This window comes from Bradyrhizobium sp. 33ap4, from assembly GCF_032654765.1.
Classification (GTDB): domain Bacteria; phylum Pseudomonadota; class Alphaproteobacteria; order Rhizobiales; family Xanthobacteraceae; genus Bradyrhizobium; species Bradyrhizobium australafricanum.
The window spans coordinates 1-18,293 of record NZ_JAUMTJ010000078.1; the positions used below are offsets into that span (position 1 = coordinate 1).

Here is an 18,293-nt window from a genome sequence, read left to right on the forward strand (position 1 = left end):
GTAGCCATGTCGTTCTGTGAGCCAAGGAGTTGAGTGTTATAGTTGTCTTCCTAAGACCGCTTGGCCTCCGACTTGTTGATCAGGGCGGCACGCACGAAAACCTCCCATGCGCGTGCGTGCATGGTACGATAGCGACCGCACCTCAGCCACACATGTGTCCGGAGACCGCAGATGCCCCACCCCGTGATATCAGCCAATCATGTTGCCGTGATCACCGGCGGCGCCTCCGGCATCGGACTTGCCGCCGCATTGCGGTTCGCGCAGGCCGGCATGAAGGTCTGCATCGCCGACCTCGACGACGACCGGCTGAAGGATGCTGCGACAAAGCTGTCATCTGCGGCGCCGGGCGGCGCTGATGACATTATGACGGCGGCTGTCGACGTCAGCCGCGCCGACGCGGTCGCAAGCCTGGAGGCCGCGGTCGCGAAAAAGTTCGGCGGCACCGACATCCTGATGAACAATGCCGGCATCCAGCCCGGCAGTGCGATGTTCGGGCCCGCGGACAATTGGCAGCGCATCCTTGGCGTCAATCTGTGGGGCGTGATCAACGGCACCCAGGCGTTCGCGCCCAACATGATCAAGCGCGGCCGGCCGGGATTGATCATCAACACCGGATCCAAGCAGGGCATCACCACGCCGCCGGGCGATCCCGCCTACAACGTTTCCAAGGCCGGCGTGAAGGCATTCACCGAAGCGCTGCAGCACGAGCTGCGCAACACCGCCGGCTGCAAGATATCGGCGCATCTCTTGATCCCCGGCTTCGTCTTTACCGGGCTGACCGCGCGCGGCCGCACCGAGAAGCCGGCCGGCGCCTGGACAGCGGAGCAGACCATCGACTTCATGATCGAACGCCTCGATGCCGGCGATTTCTATATCCTCTGCCCCGACAACGACGTGCCGCGCGCACTCGACGAACGCCGCATCCTGTGGGCCGCCGGCGACATCGTCGAGAACCGCCCGCCGCTGTCGCGCTGGCATCCGGATTACGGCGATGCTTTCGCCGCGTTCGTGAAGGGGAGGTAGGGCCACCCGTCATTGCGAGGAGTTCGCGACAAAATTGCAAAGCAATTTTGCGCTGAAGCGACGAAGCAATCCATGGCACCGCATACGCGGAAGGATGGATTGCTTCGCGGAAGCCCGTCATCCGGCGGCGCTTCGCGCCGACCGGGTGGCTCGCAATGACGTGGAAGCGTCGTCGAGAATTGTAGCGAGCGGCCTCCGCACGCCGTCGTCCTGGCGAAAGCCAGGACGACGGCTGAATACATTCACATTCTGTCAGGATGACGGGAGCGCGGCCCCGCTCACAGCGTTTCCTGCTTGTGGTCGCAGTTCTTGCAGGTGAACTTGACGCGGGACTGGCCCTTTTCCGCCTGCACCCGGTTCGGCGCACCGCATTTGCCGCAAACGGCCTCGATCCGGGTCGTGCCCTGCTTGATGACCAAGTTCCGCTTTTCCATGGTCTCGCGGATGAGGCGTTCGGCCTCCTCGCGCAGCGATTGCTTCGACATCATCTCCACCGGTCGTTGGTTAGCGGGCGGCGTCATAGCACGACCGCGTGAAGTTTTGACAGCGGGGATTGCAGCTTAATTTTCAGACAATGAGCCGGTCAACCGGCAACCGGAAATGCCGCGGTTTGATCGGTTTTGACGGCCGGCCGATGCGGAACACATTGACGAGGCGCAGATCGGCGCCAATTTTGCCGAGCTTTCGCAGCCGGTCGTTGAAGTCAGGATGATCTGATAGCGCCGAAATCGGGCACGCCGCGAAACCGGCGCGATCGATCTCCAGCCAGGCGCGGTAGAAATGGCGTCCGGTCGTGAGTGGATCCTCACCGAGCGGACGGCAAAACAGCACGATCGCCGATGCCGACGCAGTCTTGGCGCCGTCGGCAAGCAACGACGCGGCGAGGCCGAGACGATCGAGCGGCTTGAACAGGCTGCCGAGCACGTAACGCGCGGCGGTGGCCTCGACCACATTCATGGCCAGCGCATCACGGTTGAGGCCATCGAGCAGATAGTGCGGATGGCCGGGCGACAGCCGCATCCATGCGAGCAGCTCGGCCCGGTAGTCGTCACCGCGGACAAAGGAGAATTCGGCCCGGTCGGCCCAACCGGCGATATCGGCAATCGCCCGGCGATCGCCAATGCAGATCACATCGTCGCGCGCGGCGGCCAGCTGCGCCAGCGCCGCCGCATCGTCCGGCGATGCCGCGAACTTGCCGCGCCACGACACGCGGCGTGCCACGAGGTCCGCCAGCGGATCGGGCTCGGCTCCTTGCCTGATCGCAAAAGAGCAGAGCACGGAGAGTTGCGGCGACAGCGGCTGCTCGAGCGTGGTCATGCCCGTGATTGCGAAGCCACGCCGGTTGAGCGCGAGGCTCATGCCCTCCAGCGCCGCGCCGTGCGACACCAGCACGTCATGCCCCGCGGGGTCGGCGACCGGCGCACGCACACCGGTCGCGTCGACCAGCGCCAGCCGCCCGTCGCCGAGCAGGCGCCAGCGGGTCGGCTGGATGTTGTGGACGCTCGGCGCCAGCCGCGCCTCCGCGACCAGCTCGCGCAGCAGATCCCGTGTCAGCTCGCTCATGCCGCGGCCAGCCGCTTGGTGAACAGATGCAGCCGGTGCAGCGGCCGTGCGCCGACCTTCTCGACCTGGCGCAGCGACGGACCGTTGATATCGGCGATCCAAGTGCCGCCCAGCGTGCGGTAGCCCGCCTCCTGCAACGCCAGCGCGGTGCGGTAGAGCATCGCGCCGTTGAGACCGCGATTGTGCAGGTCGCGGCAGACCGACTGATAGATCAGCACCGCGCGCCTGTTCATCACGCGGTGCCGCACGAATTTGAACGGCGCTGACAGCCCGACCCGGCCGTCGATCGCCTTGATCAGCGGATTGAGGTCAGGGATCGCGATGATCGCGCCGGCGGGCCGGCCGCGGTGATAGACCACGGTCGAAATCCGCTTGTCGATGATCCACATCATGTCGCCGGCCTGGAACAGATATTCGGCGGCGGTCGGCGGCACGAACATCGGATTGTCGGCAAAGCCGTCATTGAGGATCAGCCGCGCGTCCTCCAGCCGCACCTTGAAGGCGGAACGCTTGATCGGCTGCCAGACGAAATCCGGGTCAGCGAGCACGGCGCGCTGCTTGTCGCCGAGCAGTTGCTCCGGCTTGCCGCCGTCGAGGGCGATCTCGAACGTCGTCATCGGGAAGGTCGCGGCGTAGCCGGCGCGTTCGAGATGCTTTGCGATGTGCGGCGGCGACCACATCATGTCGGTGAACGGCGCATGGTCGAACCCGTCGGTCATCACGCCGATCTGCTGCATCGCCGTGAGGTTGAAGTTGCCGGTGACGCGGCTCATGCCGCGCGCCGACAGCCATTGCTCGGCGGCGCGCAGCAGCGCATCGGCCACCTCGACGTCGTCGATGCAATCGAAGAAGCCGAATGCACCATGGCGGGTGCCGTGCTTGCGGTTGGACGCGTCGTGGATCGAGGCGGCGATGCGGCCGACCGGCCGTCCATCGCGATGCGCTGAAAATAGCGCATAGCGGCCGTGGCCTTCGGTGACGAACGGATTCTTCGCCGGATCGAACATCCGGTCGAAATCGCTCCACAGCGGCGGCACGTAGAGGCTGTCGGGCCCATAAGCGTTGAGCGCGGCGTCGAATGCCGCCCTGCGGTCACCCTCGCGGATCTCTGATGTCATTTGGCCTCCGGGGTCAACGCCAGCAGCCGGCGCACCAGCGCCAGCGCGGTCTCAGTGGCGGGGTCGGCCGCGGTGACGGGCACCGCGAGCACGATCAGGTCGAGCGGATCGTGTCCGAGCACGATGACATGGGAGGCGTTGTTGGCTGCGATCAGCGACACGATGCGCTCGGCCGCGGGATCGGTCGGCGCCAGTCCCCACGGCGCGTCGGACCGCCGCAGCACACGCCGTGTCGACAGGAAGTCGTGCAGCAGCGGCGGATCGTAGAGCGCAAGCTCGTTCTCGCGGAAGCGCCGCGCGCTTTCGAAGATCGGGTGCCGCGCCAGCTCGGCGATCAACTGCTCCCTTGTCTGCGCCGGCGATGCCGCGACTGAGTTGAGCACGCCCGGCTCCTGCGATTCGAACAGCGCCCGCAGCGCGTCCGTCATCAACCCGATGGTCAGGACGCCGGCGATCGCAACCGCGACGAAACGGATCATCTGCGCGGCGTCGACGTCGGGCGCCATGAAGGCAGCGGCGAGGCCTAGCAGGCCCGACGAGATCAGCCGCAGCGCCATCATCGCAAGGCCGTGCCGGCGCGTCTCGGCGCCGCCGCCGGCGATCAGCATCACGGTCACGGTGAGCAGCGCGCCCAGCGCGCCGAGCCGCACGGGGATATCGGGAAACAGCGTGCGGAAATCGGTCAGGATGAACGGGATCACGACCAGCGCGCCGACCGCCATGCGGCCGATGCTGCGGTTCTCCGCAGCCATCAGCGAGGCGCGATCGCGCGTTGCCAACAGCAGCGCGCAGGTGGCGAAACCCAGCAGCTGGAACAGCGCCAGCGCGATCGCGTAAGGCATCGCCAGCCGTTGCAGTCCGAACAGGCCGCCGAGACCGAGCAGGATGGCGCCCGCGAGCGCCGCGATCTTGACCGCGCGCGGCGCGTGGCGCCGCAGGATGCCTTCGGTGACGATCAGGGCGCCGAGCGGGACCAGCGAGGCCGGGATCACCGAGAGGCGGTCGAGCAGGCGGCTTCCGGTCCACCAGGCAAGACCGCGGTCGAGGAACAGAATCGCGATCACGCCGAGCGCGAGCAGCAGGCGGCGCGTCAACGGGCTCCTCGGATCGCGCCGGTAGAACGTCATCATCGCCACGGCGAGCCCGATGGCGCCGCACAGATTGACGATGGAATCGGCGATCACCCCGGAGGTCATTTGCCGCCCGTCAGTTCATCGATGGCCCGCCGCACCAGCGGACGCATCAAGGCGGCGACCAGCGCATTGCGCGGCTTCTCGATCGCGGGCCGGTGCGGGTTGAGAAACCAGCCGCGACAATCGGTGCCGGAGGTGCGGCCGAGGATCAGCGCGACCGCCTCATAGGCCATCAGCATGCCGGTCGAGATCACCATCGGCGCAAACGACATCCGGCTGCGGCGGCCGGCGGCGACTTCGCCGGCGATGGCGAGGTCGACATAGTTGCGCGACGAGGAGTGCAGCATCACGTGCTCGATCTCGGCGCGCATCGCGGCGCGGCGGTCGTCCTCGGTGATTTCGGTCCAGTCCTTGCCAAGCGTCGGAAAGCCGAGGCGCTGCTCGGGCCGCGGATCGTGCGGGCGCACCACGATCACCGACGGCAGCGGCGACATATAGGCGTCGATCACCGTTGCATCGGCGCGCTTCGCGGTCCGGTACAGATGCACGCCGGCGGCGATATCGTCCATGCCGTTGACGATGACCGGGCACTGCGCGGCGATCCCGGCCAGCTCGCTGGTCCAGTTCTCGCCAAGCACCTCGATCTCGATGGTCGGATTGATCCGTTTTGCGGCTTCGGCGGCAACCGCCGCCTTCTCGCGCCCGACCTCGTCGGCGAAGGCGAACACCTGGCGGTTGAGGTTGGAGACCTCGAAGCGGTCGATGTCGGCGATCACGAATTTGCCGACGCCGGCGCGCGCCAGCGCCATGAAGGCCGCGCCGCCCATGCCGCCGACGCCGCAGACGAACACCCGCGCCTGACGCAGCAGCTGCTGCTCGTGCTCGTCGATGAAGCCGATATTGCGGCCGGTGAAGGAATAGTAGTCGAAATTCATCGCGCGGCCCCGTTATCCTGCTTGCGCGGACGCAGCGTGCCGAAGGCGCGGCTGTCGTCCATCCAGTAGACCACCGGCAGCACCAGCCGCTGCAGCGCCAGCATCGCGGACGCCGCGAGCAGCGACGGCAGCGAGCCCGAGGGCACCTCGCTCATGAGATAGCGGCGTGCGCCGGCAAGATCGACGCGGCCGAGCTGCAGCACGTCGTCGCCGCGGCCGTAATCCAGCTCGCGTTCGCAGAATTCGTTGTAGATTGCGTTGCGGTGCTTCGGGGCGACCTCGAAGGTCTTCTTCAGCGCGTCCGAGCCGCCGGTATAGGCGTTGGTGATGACCGAGCGCGCCTCGTCGAAGCCGGCCTCCTCGCCGACGCCGAACACCGCGCGATGCCTTGCCATGATGCCGCGCGCGAGTTGCAGGTGCGCAAAGCTCTGTCGCGCGCCCGGCAGCGGCGACGGGTAGACGTCCGAGAACGTGTCGCTGACCATGCCGGCCACCGCCGGCACCTGGGTGACGTTGGAAATCCATTTCGGCCGCAGCCCGTCGCGGGCGAACAGCACCAGCGCGGTCAGGCCGTAAAGCACCCAGGACAGCCCCTGGCCGCGCACATCGGGATCGACCATGACGAGGCCGAGGTGGGTGACCTCGGCCGGCTCGCCGTCGAGCGGCACGTCCATCACCGACAGCGCGTTGAAGGCGATCGGCCGCCCGGTGTCTTCCTCCGAGATCAGCGTGACGACGGCGCGCGACAGCCGCTCGGGTTCACCGGAGAAGATGCCGTAGGTCAGGCTCTCCTCGGGCAGCGTCTTGGCGGCGACGATGCGCAGCTGCTCGACCAGCGCGTCGAGCTCGTCCCTCGGCAGCGACAGACCGGGCGATTCGACGATGCGGGTGCGTTGGCCGGCCTGGGTGCGCAAGCTGAGATCGATGGTCGGCTGCGACAGCGCCTTCAGCCAGAAGCCGCCATGGCTGCGCAGACCGTCAAAGGCGGCGCGCGCCTTGCCAAGACTCTTGCCAAGGTTCTTGCTGCCGCGCGAAGCCGGCGTGGGATTGTCCGTGGACGCCATTTCTCTGTCCCTCGGGCGCGATCTCTGCACTCGCCCCTGTTAAGGAGCCATGAGCGCAACCTGACGCTGTTTGCCGCACGGTAAACAAGGCCTTCCGGAAACGGAACAAGTTGGCCGTAAGCGGTCGGCGGCCTATCCACACCGTCATTGCGAGGAGCGATAGCGACGAAGCAATCCATCGCTCGGCATACGCGGAAGAATGGATTGCTTCGCTGCGCTCGCAATGACGGCGGGGTCGGCCAAGTCCCCGGAACGACAAAAGCGGCGGGTGAGAAACCACCCGCCGCTTCGACTTGACTTCGGCTCACCCTGCCTTGGAGACCTCCATCAGCAGGCGCTCCGCCTTGGCGTCCTCGATGCGGTTGACGAACTTGCTGCTCTCGTAATTGTCGCGCACCGTCTTGGTCAGCGTGACGCAGGTCTGGATCAGCATCACGATGCCCATCGTGAGATAGCCCTTCATCCAAAGGTCGATCGGCAGGAAGAACACGCCGACGGCGACGAGGAAGGCGGAAGCCGCGAAGGACGCGTAGGTGAAGGTAACCCAGCTGCCGCTGTGGGGTTGGATGGTCTGGTTCATGGTCGTCTCCTTGATGATAGATGGTTTGAAATTGGCTTGGTTTCAGACTTGAAGTTCAGGCTTGAGGTTTCAGGCTTGGGATTTCAGGCTGCTGGCGGGCCCTTGGCTTTCAGCCGCGCCAGCACGTCGTCGGCGGTCGATTTCATGCGCGGGCCAAAACCCTGCTCGGCGAGCTTCTCGGCGGTGGCTGATGGTCCCGAGGCGGCGTCGATCTCGATCAACGCCTCGTCGGCGGCCTGGATCTCCATCTGCCGCTCGCGCAGCCGCTTCAGCGTCGCCTCCGCTTCCGGCAGCGTCGACTCGTAGGGGCGCGCCGCCTCGATGCCGCTCCGGCGCAGCGAACGCACCGCTTCCGATGCGCGGGCCAGCCGGCGGCCGCGGTCGAGCTCGGCGATGCGCGCCTCGGCGTTGCCGACATGGCGCTTCAGCCGGGTGATCTCGGAGGCAAACAGCGCGCGTGCGGTCATCGCGGCGTCGCGCTCGGCTTCGAGATTGGCGATCGCCTGCGCGGCTTCGCGGGCGAGGTCTTCCCGGCCGCCCTCGAGTGCCGCCGACGCGCGCACCTCGAGATCGGCGATCCGGGCGTTGGTGGCGTCGAGCCGCCGGCCCTCCTGCTGGTCGCCGGCGATCGCCAGCGCCAGGGTCCGCTTCGAGCGGTCGACGGCGGCGGCGGCATCGCGCATCTGCTGGTCGAGGATGACCAGCGCGGTGCGGTCTTGAAGTTCCTCTTCGGCCACCGCAACGGTGCCGCGGAAAAGAGTGAAAACAGTTTTGAACATTTCATCGCTCCCTGTTATGAGCATCGCTCATGAATCTCTTGTACCACATAATGAGCATTGCTCAAGAATTATTTGAGCAACGCTCAAGACAATGGTTAACGAAGGATCAAAGATGTCCAAGGCATTGGAACGACGTGCAAAACTGCGGGAAGCGCTGATCGAGGCGGCGGAACGGGCGATTGCGGCAAAGGGTCTCGGTGGCCTGAAAACCCGCGAACTGGCCCAGGAAATCGGGGTCGCCAATGGCGGCGTCTACAATCTGGTCGAGGATGTCGACGAGCTGATCCTGCGCGTCGGCTCGCGCACGCTGGCGCGGCTCGATGCGTCGCTGTCGCTGGCCGAGATCGGCGGGGCTGCCGCGCCGCGCGAGATGCTGGTGCGGATCGCGGTCGCCTATTGCGATTTCGCCGCCGACAATCTCGAACTGTGGCGCGCGCTGTTCGAGCATCGCATGCAGCCCGGCAAGCCGGTGCCGGAATGGGCAATCGCCGAGCAGATGGAATTGTTCCGCCACATCTACAAGCCGCTCGCCGCGCTGTTTCCGCAGCGTTCGCCGGCGCAGCTCGGCGTCACCGCGCGCAGCCTGTTCTCCGCCGTGCATGGCATGGTCGCGCTCGGGCTGGAGCACAAGCTGATCGCGGTGCCGATCGGCGCGCTGCGCAGCGAGATCGCAACATTGACGCGCGCGATGGTCGACGGGCTGACGGCGAAGAAGGAATAGACCGCGTGGCCCCAAACCGCACGATGTCCCCGCCATCCGGTCAAGCAAAGTTGCCGCAGAGCACCGTGAATTGCAGCCGTTGCCCCAGGGGGACGCAGCGGCCGAGGTCAGAAAGGGGAGAAAGCCACTTGCGGAATGACCGAACCGTAGCTATTTACCGTGGATCGAGTTTCGGCCGAACGACTTGGCCTCGCCGCTGATAGCGTGCCTGACTGACGACCCTCACCCCCTGAACTTCGAATTCGCCCGCTGCACTCGTGAGTGCGGCTCCAAACACGTATCTATAGGACGATTTTCCATGAGCATGGGAACTGTGAAGTGGTTCAACAGCCAGAAGGGTTTCGGCTTCATTCAGCCGGACCAGGGCGGCCAGGACGTTTTCGTTCATATCAGCGCAGTCGAACGCGCCGGCATGAGCACCCTCAACGAGGGACAGAAGGTCTCTTTTGAGATCGTTGCAGACCGCCGGACCGGCAAATCTGCTGCGGACAATCTGCGCGCGGTGTAAGCTGCGACAATCGGCCATGCTGCTTTGACCACGGATGAACTGGCAAAGCCTCTGGTTACGCGACCCCGCGACCGGTCACCCGGCCGCGGGGTTCTCTTTGTCAACACCGCGCGCAATGCCCGCCAGGACCAGGACTTGAACCGTCTGCCGGCGAAACGGCCCGCGCATCGAAGCAGCTGAGGTCGCGAGCGTGTCCACCAATATCGATCCAGCTCGGCAGCACGACGACATCATGTACCCGCAGGTCCTCCCGTTTCTGCTGGTCCACGCAGGGTGTCTGGCGGCGATCTGGACGGGCGTCTCATGGCAAGCGACCGCAATTTGCGTCGCTCTGTATTGGCTGCGCATGTTTGCGATCACCGCCGGCTATCATCGGTACTTCTCGCATCGGGCCTACTCAACGAGCAGGGCGTTTCAATTCATCCTCGCATTCCTCGCCCAAAGCAGCGCTCAGAAAAGCGTCCTTTGGTGGGCCGCGAAACATCGACATCACCATCTTCATTCGGATACCGAGCAAGATGTGCATTCGCCGGGGCATAAGGGCTTCGTGCACAGTCATCTCGGGTGGATTTTTTATCGACAGCACGATGCAACTGATCTGACGAAAGTTGCGGATTTTGCCTCGTATCCGGAGTTGATGTGGCTTCACAGATTGGAGGTCTTGCCGGCGATCGTGGTCGCAGGTCTGTGCTTCCTCATCGCCGGATGGCCAGGGCTCGTGGTCGGTTTCTTCTGGAGCACCGTGCTGCTGTATCACGCCACGTTTTGCATCAACTCCCTCGCGCATGTTCACGGGCGCAAGCGGTACGTTACGGGCGATGACTCCCGCAACAATTGGCTGCTGGCTCTGTTTACGATGGGTGAGGGTTGGCACAACAATCATCACGCCTACCAAAGCAGTGCGCGGCAAGGCTTCCGGTGGTGGGAGATTGATGTGACCTATTATGTTTTGGTGACTTTGTCCTTGCTCGGTATTGTCTGGGATCTGAAGGCGCCGCCCACGCTGGTTCTCCGCAACGAGCAGCGCTTGGGATCGCGTGTGATAAAGCGAACGGCTGAACAACTCGCTGGTCGCTTCAATCCCGAGTACATCGCGCAGGCCATCAAATCGTCGGTCCACGAAACCGGATTGTCGGTGCGGGAAGCGCTTGTTCTGTTACAGCATCGCGCCGACTTGCATCTGCCCAGCATACCAACGCGCGACCGGTTGTTGGCTGAAGCCCAGGCCATGTTCGCGAAGACAAGTTCGTTGGACGACATTGTCGACCGTGCGCATGAACTCCTGGTGGAGTCGGTTTGCCTCCTGCTCGCGGTTCCACCTCGGATGGCCGGCGCAAGCCCGAAACCTCAGGTGAGCCAACCGTAACATTTTGCCTTGGCCTTTTCCCGACCTCACGGCTCCGTCGCGTAGGCGCGCCCGGGCTCGAGCGCGTAGATCGTCAGGAAGCGCAGCGGCCGTTCCGGATCGCAATTGCGAAACAGCGTGTGCGGAACGTCAGGGCGATCCTGCAAGGTCTCGCCCGCCCGATACTGGCGCGGCGCCTCGTCGTCATACGCGGACTCGGCAACGCCTTCGACGATGAAGGCCGCCAATGGGATGCCGATGCAGCGGGGCGACCCCGCCGGGCGGATAGGTCACCTCGGCAACGACAAGCTCGCGATCATCGCCGGGCAAAGCGAGACGCTCAAGGGTCCTGCGGGTGACGCCGGCGAATCCGGCTTGTTGAGCTTTTGCCTGACCGTCGCTGCTTTCAGCCATTGGAACCCTTCCCTGTCACGCGCGCCTTTGCCCCATTCAGATCAAGGCTGCGGTGACTATGGGGGCGCTTCAACGACGCAACAAGCGCCCAAGCATTTCAACACATGTCGCGCGGGCGAGGCGAAGCCCTTGCCACCCCTGCTCCCACGTTGCAGGATTCCTGCGAGAACCTTCAGCAGTGGGCCTTGCATGAAAACGAGTATCGTCACGACGCGGGCGTCGGGGATCGCCGCCCTGGCGCTCATCTTTGCATTAAATGTCACGCCGGCATCTTCGGCGCAGCCCGTGCCGGAATGTTCGATGTCGATGACATTGGCGGATTGGGGCGAGAATTCGAGCGGCGATATCGACGTCGCCTCGGGCCAAAGCTGCCAGATCCCGATCGGGATCCGCGGCACGGTGACGGACTCCGCGATCTCGCAGAAGCCGGCCTACGGCAAGCTGAAGAAGATCAACGCATCGACCTTCGAATACAGGGCGAAGGCCAAGTACAAGGGCAGCGACACCTTTGCCATCAAGGCAACGGGCCAGGGGCCGAAGGCATCCGGCACCTCGGTCATCACCGTGCACGCGACGATCAAGTAGTCCCTCGGTCGCGCGCCGCCTAAACGCGACGCGCGAGCATTACATCGGTATCAGGCCGGCCGCGCGCCGGTGCGGATGATCGATCCGACATGCTGGCCACGCAGCGCCGCCGCGAGCCGGCCGGGAACGAGGCCGTTCACGACCTGCACCCGCTCGATATGCCGCGCATTGGCCATCACCTCGAGCAGCGCGGGATCGAACGGCAGCGTGCCCTTCAGCTTGGCGAGGTCGGCGAGGCTGGCCTCGCGCAGCAGCTGCGCCTTCTTCCCCTCGGGACCATTCGGATCGTCGGTGTAGACGCCGTCGACATCCTCGACGATCGTCAGGCCGGCGGCACCGAGCGCATCGGCGATCAGGAACGCACCGGTGTCGGCGCGATGCAACGGGATGCGCGAGACCGGGAATTCATGATGGTGATAGGGCGGAAACGCGCTGCCCACCACGGCGCGGGCCGCGGAGAGATGGATCGCAAGCTGGCTCGCGATGGTCGGATGCTCGATATAGGACACGCCCTCCGGCGCGAGCAGGCAGGCCAGGATGTGGCCGTTTTGGCCGGCTTCGCTCGCCGCGAGCGGCGCGAGCGAGCCGACCGGCAGGCCGAGATCGAGGCCGACGCTGTAGAGATGACGGGCGCGGATGCCGGCGCCGGTCAGGATCAGCAGGCGGTGCTCGGGCAGCAGCGAACGCAACTCGGCGACGATCGGCAGGATCGCCTCGTGGCCGCGATCCATGATGGAGCGGCCGCCGATCTTCACCACCTGCACCCAGGGCAGCAGCGGGATCGGGCGGCCGCCGGCAACGGGACGGGTGAGATCGCTGTCGAGCAGGGTCTGGCGCGCGAGCGGCGAGGCGACGTGCTTGATGGTGTCATCCATGGTCGGTCCCTGCTCAGTTCGCGGTGATGATGGTGCCGACATGCTCGCCCGCAAGCGCACGGGTGAGGTTGCCGGGGACGAGGCCATTGACGACCTGCACCTGCTGGACATGGCGCGCGGTGGCGAGCAGATCGAGCACCGGGAATTCGAGGATCGAATCCTGCAACCCCTTGGCCTTCATCTCGGCGACCGAGATTTTCGGGATGAAGGTCGCGCCCTTCGAAGTCTTGGGGTTCGCGGTGTAGAGGCCGTTCTCGTCCTTCACATAGATCATCGCCTTGCAGCCGAACTGTTCGGCGACCAGGAAGCATCCGGCATCGGTGCGATAGGGCGGGATCATGCCCTCGGCTGCCGGCCGCATCCAGAGGCCGTAGGGCGGCATGCCGCTGAAGATCACGGCGTTCACCTCGGCGAGATAAAGCGGCACGGCCGAAAGCCCGGCGCCGCTGACCGCGGAGATGCCGTGCTTGGCGAGCAGCTGGCCCAGCATCACCGCGTTCTGGTCGGCGACCGAGGCGCCGAGCTGCGACACACGCCGGCCGGCAGCCGCAGCCCGGCCGCGATCGAATAGAGGTGCCGGGCGCGGGTGCCCGCGCCGGTCCCGATCAGGATCTTGTGCGCCTTGCGGGCCGCGACGATCTCATCGACCAGCGGGTAGACGGCGGCGCGGCCGCGGTCGATGACGCTTTGCCCGCCGATCTTGATCACGGTGGCATCCGGCAGGATCCGGAAGTCCGATGCCGCCTCCGCCGTCGCCAGAAGCTGCGGATCGGTCAACGATCGCTGCATCAGCAGCGCTTCAAGCTCCGCCGTCGTATTCGCCATGAGAAACGTCCTTTCTCCAATGCGCCTGGCATTGCTTCCATCGGCCCGCGATGTTCGATGTCTCCACCGGTGTCTCGCAAAGACCCGTGTTCGAATTGCACGGCTAACGGCAAGCCTGGCGCGTCTCAAGCCGCAACGGCGGGGATAGACCATCGCGAATGGCACCGGCGAGTGCGTGTCGCGACACCCGCTGCGAGGCCGTTCGGAACGGGATACCTATGACGTTTTGCCGCACGCGACTCGACTGATGGGTGTGACACCCACCATAGATGCTGCATTGAAATTCTGCGATCCTGAATTTGATATTAACGATTTCTTCGGAATGCGCTGATCTCAGCCGGACGATACTAATCTCAGCCTGGCCCGCCTCACGGGCCAAAATTGATTGCCTTGCACCTTGGAAATTAGCCGGTCTCGACCGGCGCACCCCACGAGGAAGCAAACCATGGCCAATTCCGCACCGGTCGTCACGATTGGTAACCACAGCCTGTTGTACAATCAGTGGCAAAAAATACAGCCATGGCTCACCTATGCCGACTCCGACGGCAATCCCGCGCAGAAATTTCAGTTCTGGGACGGCGGCACAGCTGCGAACAGCGCCTATTTCTGGACTTCCACCAACGACCATTGGGCCGCCAACACGACGATCGAAGTTTCGGCCTCTGACCTCTCCGACGTGTGGGTGCGTGCTGGTGCGGTCGGCGGCACCGAGACACTGTGGGTACGCGCTTTCGACGGGACCGATTGGGGTAACTGGACGTCTTTCACGCTCACGACGATTCCAAACACTGCGCCGGTCGTCACGGTCCCCGACGTGCAGCTGCACACCAATACATGGACGCAAGCCAAGAATTGGCTGACCTACTCCGATGCCAACGGGGATGCAGCCACCAAATATCAATTCTGGGACAGCGGCACCTCCGCAACAAGCGCCTATTTCTGGACTTCCACCAATGATCATTGGGCTGCCAACACGACGATCGAAGTGGCGGCCGCCGACCTGGCCGATGTCTGGATCAAGGGTGGCTCGACAACCGGTGCCGAGACGTTCTGGATCAGAGCGTTCGACGGAACAGACTGGAGCAACTGGGACAGCTTCACGCTGACGTCGGCCAATACTCCGCCCGTCGTGACAGCCGGTGATCATTCCATACATATCGATCAATGGGTCACCGTCGACAACTGGTTGACCAAGACCGATGCCAATGGCGATGCGATCACGAAGTACCAGTTCTGGGATAGCGGCACCGCCGCCACCAGCGCCTATTTCTGGACACCCGACAATTCCCACTGGGCTGCCAACACGACGATAGACGTTTCGGCTGCGGACCTCGCCAATGTCTGGATCCATGGCGGCTCGACAACCGGTTCCGAGACGATGTGGGTAAGGGGATTCGACGGAACGGAGTGGAGCTCCTGGGACACATTCACCGTGACGTCGACGCCAAACACGGTCCCCGTCGCGACCATCAACGACCAGTCGCTGCACGTCAATCAATGGGTCAAACCGCAAGGCTGGCTCACTGCGACCGATGCCGAAGGTGACACGATCACCAAATACCAATTCTGGGACGCCGGCGCGGGCGCGACCAGCGCCTATTTCTGGACACCCGACAATTCCCACTGGCCTGCCAACACGACGATCGACGTTTCAGCATCCGATCTGGCCAATGTGTGGATCAAGGGCGGCTCGACGACCGGTTCCGAGACGATGTGGGTAAGGGCATTCGACGGTATCGCCTGGAGCAATTGGGACAGCTTTAATCTGACGTCGACCAATACGGCTCCGACCGCGACGATCAACGATCAAACGCTGAACGCCGCGCAGTGGGCGCAGCTCGTCAACTGGACGACGGCATCCGACACTGACGGCGATGCAATCACCCAATACCAGTTCTGGGACGGTGGCGGGGCTGCGACCAGCGCCTATTTCTGGACGCCCGACAATTCACACTGGGCGTCCAGCACGGTCATCGACGTCTCGGCGTCCGACCTCGCCAATGTATGGGTGCGAGGTGGCACCGCGGCCGGTACCGATTCCATGTTTGTGCGCGCTTTCGACGGAACGAGCTGGAGTGCCTGGGACAGCTTCACCGTGACCAGCCTGGCAAACCACGCACCCGATGCCTCGATCAGCAATCAGACCTTGCATGTCAACGAGTGGAGCCAGGTCGGCAACCTGGTGTCCTATGCTGACGCTGACGCGAATCCCGCGGCCGCCTATCAGTTTTGGGATGGCGGCGGCAACGCCAACAGCGGCTATTTCTGGACCTCTGCGAATTCCCATTGGGCAGCCAGCACCGTGATCGACGTCAATGCCGCCGACCTCGATGATATCTGGATGCGTGGCGGCGCCACCACCGGCAGTGAGACGATGTATGTGCGCGCCTATGATGGTATTGACTGGAGTGCGTGGCACGCGTTCACGCTCTCGACCATCGTCTAGCTGCCCCGGCGTGACGTCGTGCGGACATGCGCCGGCGTGTCGCGCCGGCGAATATCGGGGGGTACGACCTAACTTGGCGTGAAGATCACCTTGCCCTTGAATGCCGCCGCCTGCGCGATCGCCTGTGAAAAATCCTCCAGGCGATAGGTGCCGACCACCGGCGCGCTGATCGCACCCGATGCGACCATCGGCACCAGATGGTCGTACATTCCGGCCAACGCTTCGTCCGTCGCAGTCTTGCCCCAATGACCGAGCCAGAAGCCGCGCACCGACACCTCGTTGAAGATCACGCTCAAGGCCGAGCCGGAGAACGGCTGTCCGCTCATCGCGCTGTAGATGACGAGCACTCCTTTTGGCGCGAGGGAGTTCATCAGGTTCAAGGCGGATGAGCCGCCGACCATGTCGAGCGCCGGCTGGATCGGCGCCCCACCCGTTTCCCTGGCGACGCGCTTGGCGAGATCCGGCCCGTCGAGCAGCACGATATCGCCGCCGACCGACTTGACCTCGTCCACGACGTCCTCGCGGCGGACGATGTTGACGGTCTTGAGCCCGAGCGACTTGGCGATGGCGATCACCGCGCGCGCCGTCGCCGAATTGGCGCCGTTCTGGATTACCCAGCCGCCGGGCGGCACTTTCACGAAATCGGTCAGCAAGAGATAGGCGGTGGCCGGATTGACCCCGATCATGGACAGTTGCTGGACATCGGCATTGTCAGGCAGCGCACGCTGCCATGATGCGGTGAATTTGACCCGCTCGGTCCAGGTCGGGACCGTGAAGGGAATCAGCGTGCGGTCGCCCTCCTTCAGATTCCTCACCTGCGATCCGGCGGCAACAACCCGCCCGACGCCCTCGATCCCGAGCGTGGCCGGCGGTGACGGCAGATAGCCGTAGCGCCCGGCGATGATCATGAAATCCGAATTGTTGATCGGCGCAGCCTCAACCGCGACCACGATCTCGTCGGGGCCGGGGCTGCCGACGTCCGGCACCTCGTTGAGCTTGACCACGTCCGCTGCACGTCCGAACGCAACGACCTGAACCGCTTTCATGGCGTGATCTCCCGATTTCGTTGTGTACTTCTAAGTACAGAATATGGATTGCGTCAATAGCCGGACCTGCCTTCACAGCAAGGTGAAGGCTTCACATCCGACGCGGGAGTACATAAAAGATGGATATGGCAAGGCCGCGCAGCTTCGATCCGGACGATGTCCTGGAAATCGCCCGCCAGATGTTCTGGCAGAAGGGCTTTCAGGCGACTTCGCTCGACGACATCACGGCGGCAAGCGGCGTCGCGAAACCCAGCCTCTATGCGGCGTTCGGCGACAAGAACGCGTTGTTCCTGAAGGTGCTGGACCGCTATCACGACGGCATCCTCGGCTGGGCCGAGCGCGTGCTGGCGCAGCCGGGGCCCGCGCGGGACGTCATCAGGCAGTGGCTTACCGGCTTCATTCCCTATTGCTCGGGCGAGAAGGGACAGCGCGGCTGCCTGTCGATCAATTCCGCGACCGACGGCTCGCTCGACCAGGTCGAGCTCCGCAAGAGCATCGAGCGCTACAACCGGCGGCTTGAAGAGCTGCTGCGCGCGCGGCTGCGCACCGATCGCGCCCAGTTCAGGAAGGACTTTGACCCTGACGTCACCGCCCACACCATCATGGTGGTGCATGCCGGACTGCTGGCGCTCGCGCACCAGAGGCCGGATTCGAAGCAGGTGAAGGCCGTGATCGATCAGGTGATGAGCCTGCTCGCCTGAGTTTGTCGGCACCCGGCCTCCCGGCAGCCCCCGCGCGCTCTCACGATTGTGATTATATGACGATTATCATCTGATTGATGTCCTGATCTCGATGACCATCTCCGGGCTGGCTGTCATGGGCTTTCCGGATTTTGGGGATCAGATGAACAAACGGTTTTGGCGTGCGGCAATCGTTCTAGTCACCGCCCTGCTGGCGAAGCCGGCGATCGCGCCGGTGCAGGCCCATGATCACGGGCATCCCGAATTGAACGCCTGGTATGAGAGCCTGCGCACCGTCAAGGGCCCCTGCTGCGACGGCAGCGACGCGAAGCGTGTCGATGACGCCGATTGGGACACCAAGGACGGCCACTATCGCGTCCGGCTCGAAGGCGAGTGGGTCGATGTTCCCGACGAGGCCGTCGTCGCCGGACCGAACCGTGCCGGCCGCACCATGGTCTGGCCGTATTATCTGGACGGGCACCCGAGGCCACGCTGCTTCATGCCGGGCAGCATGGGCTAAACACCATGAGTTAGGTTCAATCGATCTCGCAACGCGCTGACTACACCTCTCCCGCTTGCGGGGTCGAGACGAGCGAAGCTCGCTCTTAGGTCGCATCGCATCGAATATGCGATGCGGGTGGGGGCTCTCTCGG

General features: G+C 64.3%; 19 protein-coding genes and 1 pseudogene. 8 read left to right on the plus strand and 12 right to left on the minus strand.

From position 1 onward, the window contains the following. The first annotated feature begins 171 nt into the window (after positions 1-171). Complete coding sequence (locus tag Q2M23_RS38385; protein WP_076827619.1) at positions 172-1,023, plus strand: SDR family NAD(P)-dependent oxidoreductase; 852 nt, start codon at positions 172-174, stop codon at positions 1,021-1,023. Between the two features lie 278 nt (positions 1,024-1,301). On the opposite strand, the gene Q2M23_RS38390 is transcribed toward Q2M23_RS38385, so the two are convergent. The 8 genes from Q2M23_RS38390 to Q2M23_RS38425 all read right to left on the minus strand — a co-directional run bounded on the left by Q2M23_RS38390 (position 1,302) and on the right by Q2M23_RS38425 (position 8,195). Beyond that, positions 1,302-1,508, minus strand: coding sequence for a hypothetical protein (locus Q2M23_RS38390; protein WP_024581255.1), 207 nt, complete (start codon positions 1,506-1,508; stop codon positions 1,302-1,304). 82 nt (positions 1,509-1,590) lie between these two features. Then, on the minus strand, positions 1,591-2,586 hold the full coding sequence (locus tag Q2M23_RS38395; protein WP_316398822.1) for a hypothetical protein: 996 nt from the start codon (positions 2,584-2,586) through the stop codon (positions 1,591-1,593). Further along, the gene (locus tag Q2M23_RS38400; protein ID WP_316398823.1) at positions 2,583-3,704 is read right to left on the minus strand and encodes a GNAT family N-acetyltransferase; all 1,122 of its coding nucleotides are present in this window, start codon (positions 3,702-3,704) and stop codon (positions 2,583-2,585) included. Before Q2M23_RS38400 ends, Q2M23_RS38395 begins: the two co-directional genes overlap by 4 nt. After that, positions 3,701-4,900, minus strand: a complete 1,200-nt coding sequence (locus Q2M23_RS38405) for a hypothetical protein (RefSeq protein WP_076827625.1) — start codon at positions 4,898-4,900, stop codon at positions 3,701-3,703. The genes Q2M23_RS38400 and Q2M23_RS38405 overlap by 4 nt, the downstream gene beginning before the upstream one ends. Further along, positions 4,897-5,772 (minus strand): HesA/MoeB/ThiF family protein, encoded by an 876-nt coding sequence (locus Q2M23_RS38410; RefSeq protein ID WP_076827627.1) that lies wholly within the window; start codon positions 5,770-5,772, stop codon positions 4,897-4,899. Before Q2M23_RS38410 ends, Q2M23_RS38405 begins: the two co-directional genes overlap by 4 nt. Continuing rightward, positions 5,769-6,836 carry a hypothetical protein gene (locus tag Q2M23_RS38415; RefSeq protein WP_316398824.1) on the minus strand — a complete coding sequence of 356 codons (1,068 nt, stop codon included), beginning with the start codon at positions 6,834-6,836 and terminating at the stop codon, positions 5,769-5,771. The genes Q2M23_RS38410 and Q2M23_RS38415 overlap by 4 nt, the downstream gene beginning before the upstream one ends. A 304-nt stretch (positions 6,837-7,140) precedes the next feature. Continuing rightward, positions 7,141-7,416, minus strand: coding sequence for a YiaA/YiaB family inner membrane protein (locus tag Q2M23_RS38420; RefSeq protein WP_038384293.1), 276 nt, complete (start codon positions 7,414-7,416; stop codon positions 7,141-7,143). 83 nt (positions 7,417-7,499) lie between these two features. Beyond that, positions 7,500-8,195, minus strand: a complete 696-nt coding sequence (locus Q2M23_RS38425; RefSeq protein ID WP_316398825.1) for a PspA/IM30 family protein — start codon at positions 8,193-8,195, stop codon at positions 7,500-7,502. Between the two features lie 112 nt (positions 8,196-8,307). Between Q2M23_RS38425 and Q2M23_RS38430 the strand changes: the two genes are divergently transcribed. The 3 genes from Q2M23_RS38430 (at position 8,308) to Q2M23_RS38440 (ending at position 10,790) form a co-directional block, all read left to right on the plus strand. After that, entirely contained in the window at positions 8,308-8,916 is a 609-nt protein-coding gene (locus tag Q2M23_RS38430) for a TetR-like C-terminal domain-containing protein (RefSeq protein WP_316398826.1), read from the plus strand. Between the two features lie 298 nt (positions 8,917-9,214). Next, positions 9,215-9,424, plus strand: a complete 210-nt coding sequence (locus tag Q2M23_RS38435) for a cold-shock protein (RefSeq protein WP_028341292.1) — start codon at positions 9,215-9,217, stop codon at positions 9,422-9,424. Between the two features lie 232 nt (positions 9,425-9,656). After that, a complete protein-coding gene (locus Q2M23_RS38440) occupies positions 9,657-10,790 on the plus strand; it encodes an acyl-CoA desaturase (RefSeq protein WP_253590514.1) in 1,134 nt (377 codons plus the stop codon). Positions 10,791-10,816: 26 nt separating this feature from the next. Here the strand turns inward: Q2M23_RS38440 and Q2M23_RS38445 are convergent, their stop codons facing one another. Then, entirely contained in the window at positions 10,817-11,017 is a 201-nt protein-coding gene (locus tag Q2M23_RS38445; RefSeq protein WP_316398827.1) for a hypothetical protein, read from the minus strand. Between Q2M23_RS38445 and Q2M23_RS38450 the strand changes: the two genes are divergently transcribed. After that, on the plus strand, positions 11,004-11,768 hold the full coding sequence (locus Q2M23_RS38450) for a hypothetical protein (RefSeq protein ID WP_316398828.1): 765 nt from the start codon (positions 11,004-11,006) through the stop codon (positions 11,766-11,768). The two genes, Q2M23_RS38445 and Q2M23_RS38450, sit on opposite strands and share 14 nt — an antisense overlap. Before the next feature lie 50 nt (positions 11,769-11,818). Here Q2M23_RS38450 and Q2M23_RS38455 read toward each other — a convergent pair whose 3' ends face one another. Together Q2M23_RS38455 and Q2M23_RS38460 are read right to left on the minus strand one after the other, a co-directional pair. Beyond that, complete coding sequence (locus Q2M23_RS38455; RefSeq protein WP_316398829.1) at positions 11,819-12,643, minus strand: molybdenum storage protein subunit alpha; 825 nt, start codon at positions 12,641-12,643, stop codon at positions 11,819-11,821. Between the two features lie 13 nt (positions 12,644-12,656). Further along, positions 12,657-13,468: pseudogene (locus Q2M23_RS38460) on the minus strand (uridine kinase). Positions 13,469-13,913: 445 nt separating this feature from the next. On the opposite strand from Q2M23_RS38460, the gene Q2M23_RS38465 reads away from it, so the two are divergent. Further along, on the plus strand, positions 13,914-15,914 hold the full coding sequence (locus Q2M23_RS38465; RefSeq protein ID WP_316398830.1) for a hypothetical protein: 2,001 nt from the start codon (positions 13,914-13,916) through the stop codon (positions 15,912-15,914). 68 nt (positions 15,915-15,982) lie between these two features. Here Q2M23_RS38465 and Q2M23_RS38470 read toward each other — a convergent pair whose 3' ends face one another. Continuing rightward, on the minus strand, positions 15,983-16,960 hold the full coding sequence (locus tag Q2M23_RS38470; protein ID WP_316398831.1) for a zinc-dependent alcohol dehydrogenase family protein: 978 nt from the start codon (positions 16,958-16,960) through the stop codon (positions 15,983-15,985). A 119-nt stretch (positions 16,961-17,079) separates the two neighbouring features. On the opposite strand from Q2M23_RS38470, the gene Q2M23_RS38475 reads away from it, so the two are divergent. Continuing rightward, on the plus strand, positions 17,080-17,661 hold the full coding sequence (locus Q2M23_RS38475; RefSeq protein WP_229192409.1) for a TetR/AcrR family transcriptional regulator: 582 nt from the start codon (positions 17,080-17,082) through the stop codon (positions 17,659-17,661). Positions 17,662-17,803: 142 nt separating this feature from the next. Continuing rightward, positions 17,804-18,160, plus strand: coding sequence for a hypothetical protein (locus Q2M23_RS38480; protein ID WP_316398832.1), 357 nt, complete (start codon positions 17,804-17,806; stop codon positions 18,158-18,160). The last annotated feature ends 133 nt before the right edge of the window (positions 18,161-18,293 follow it).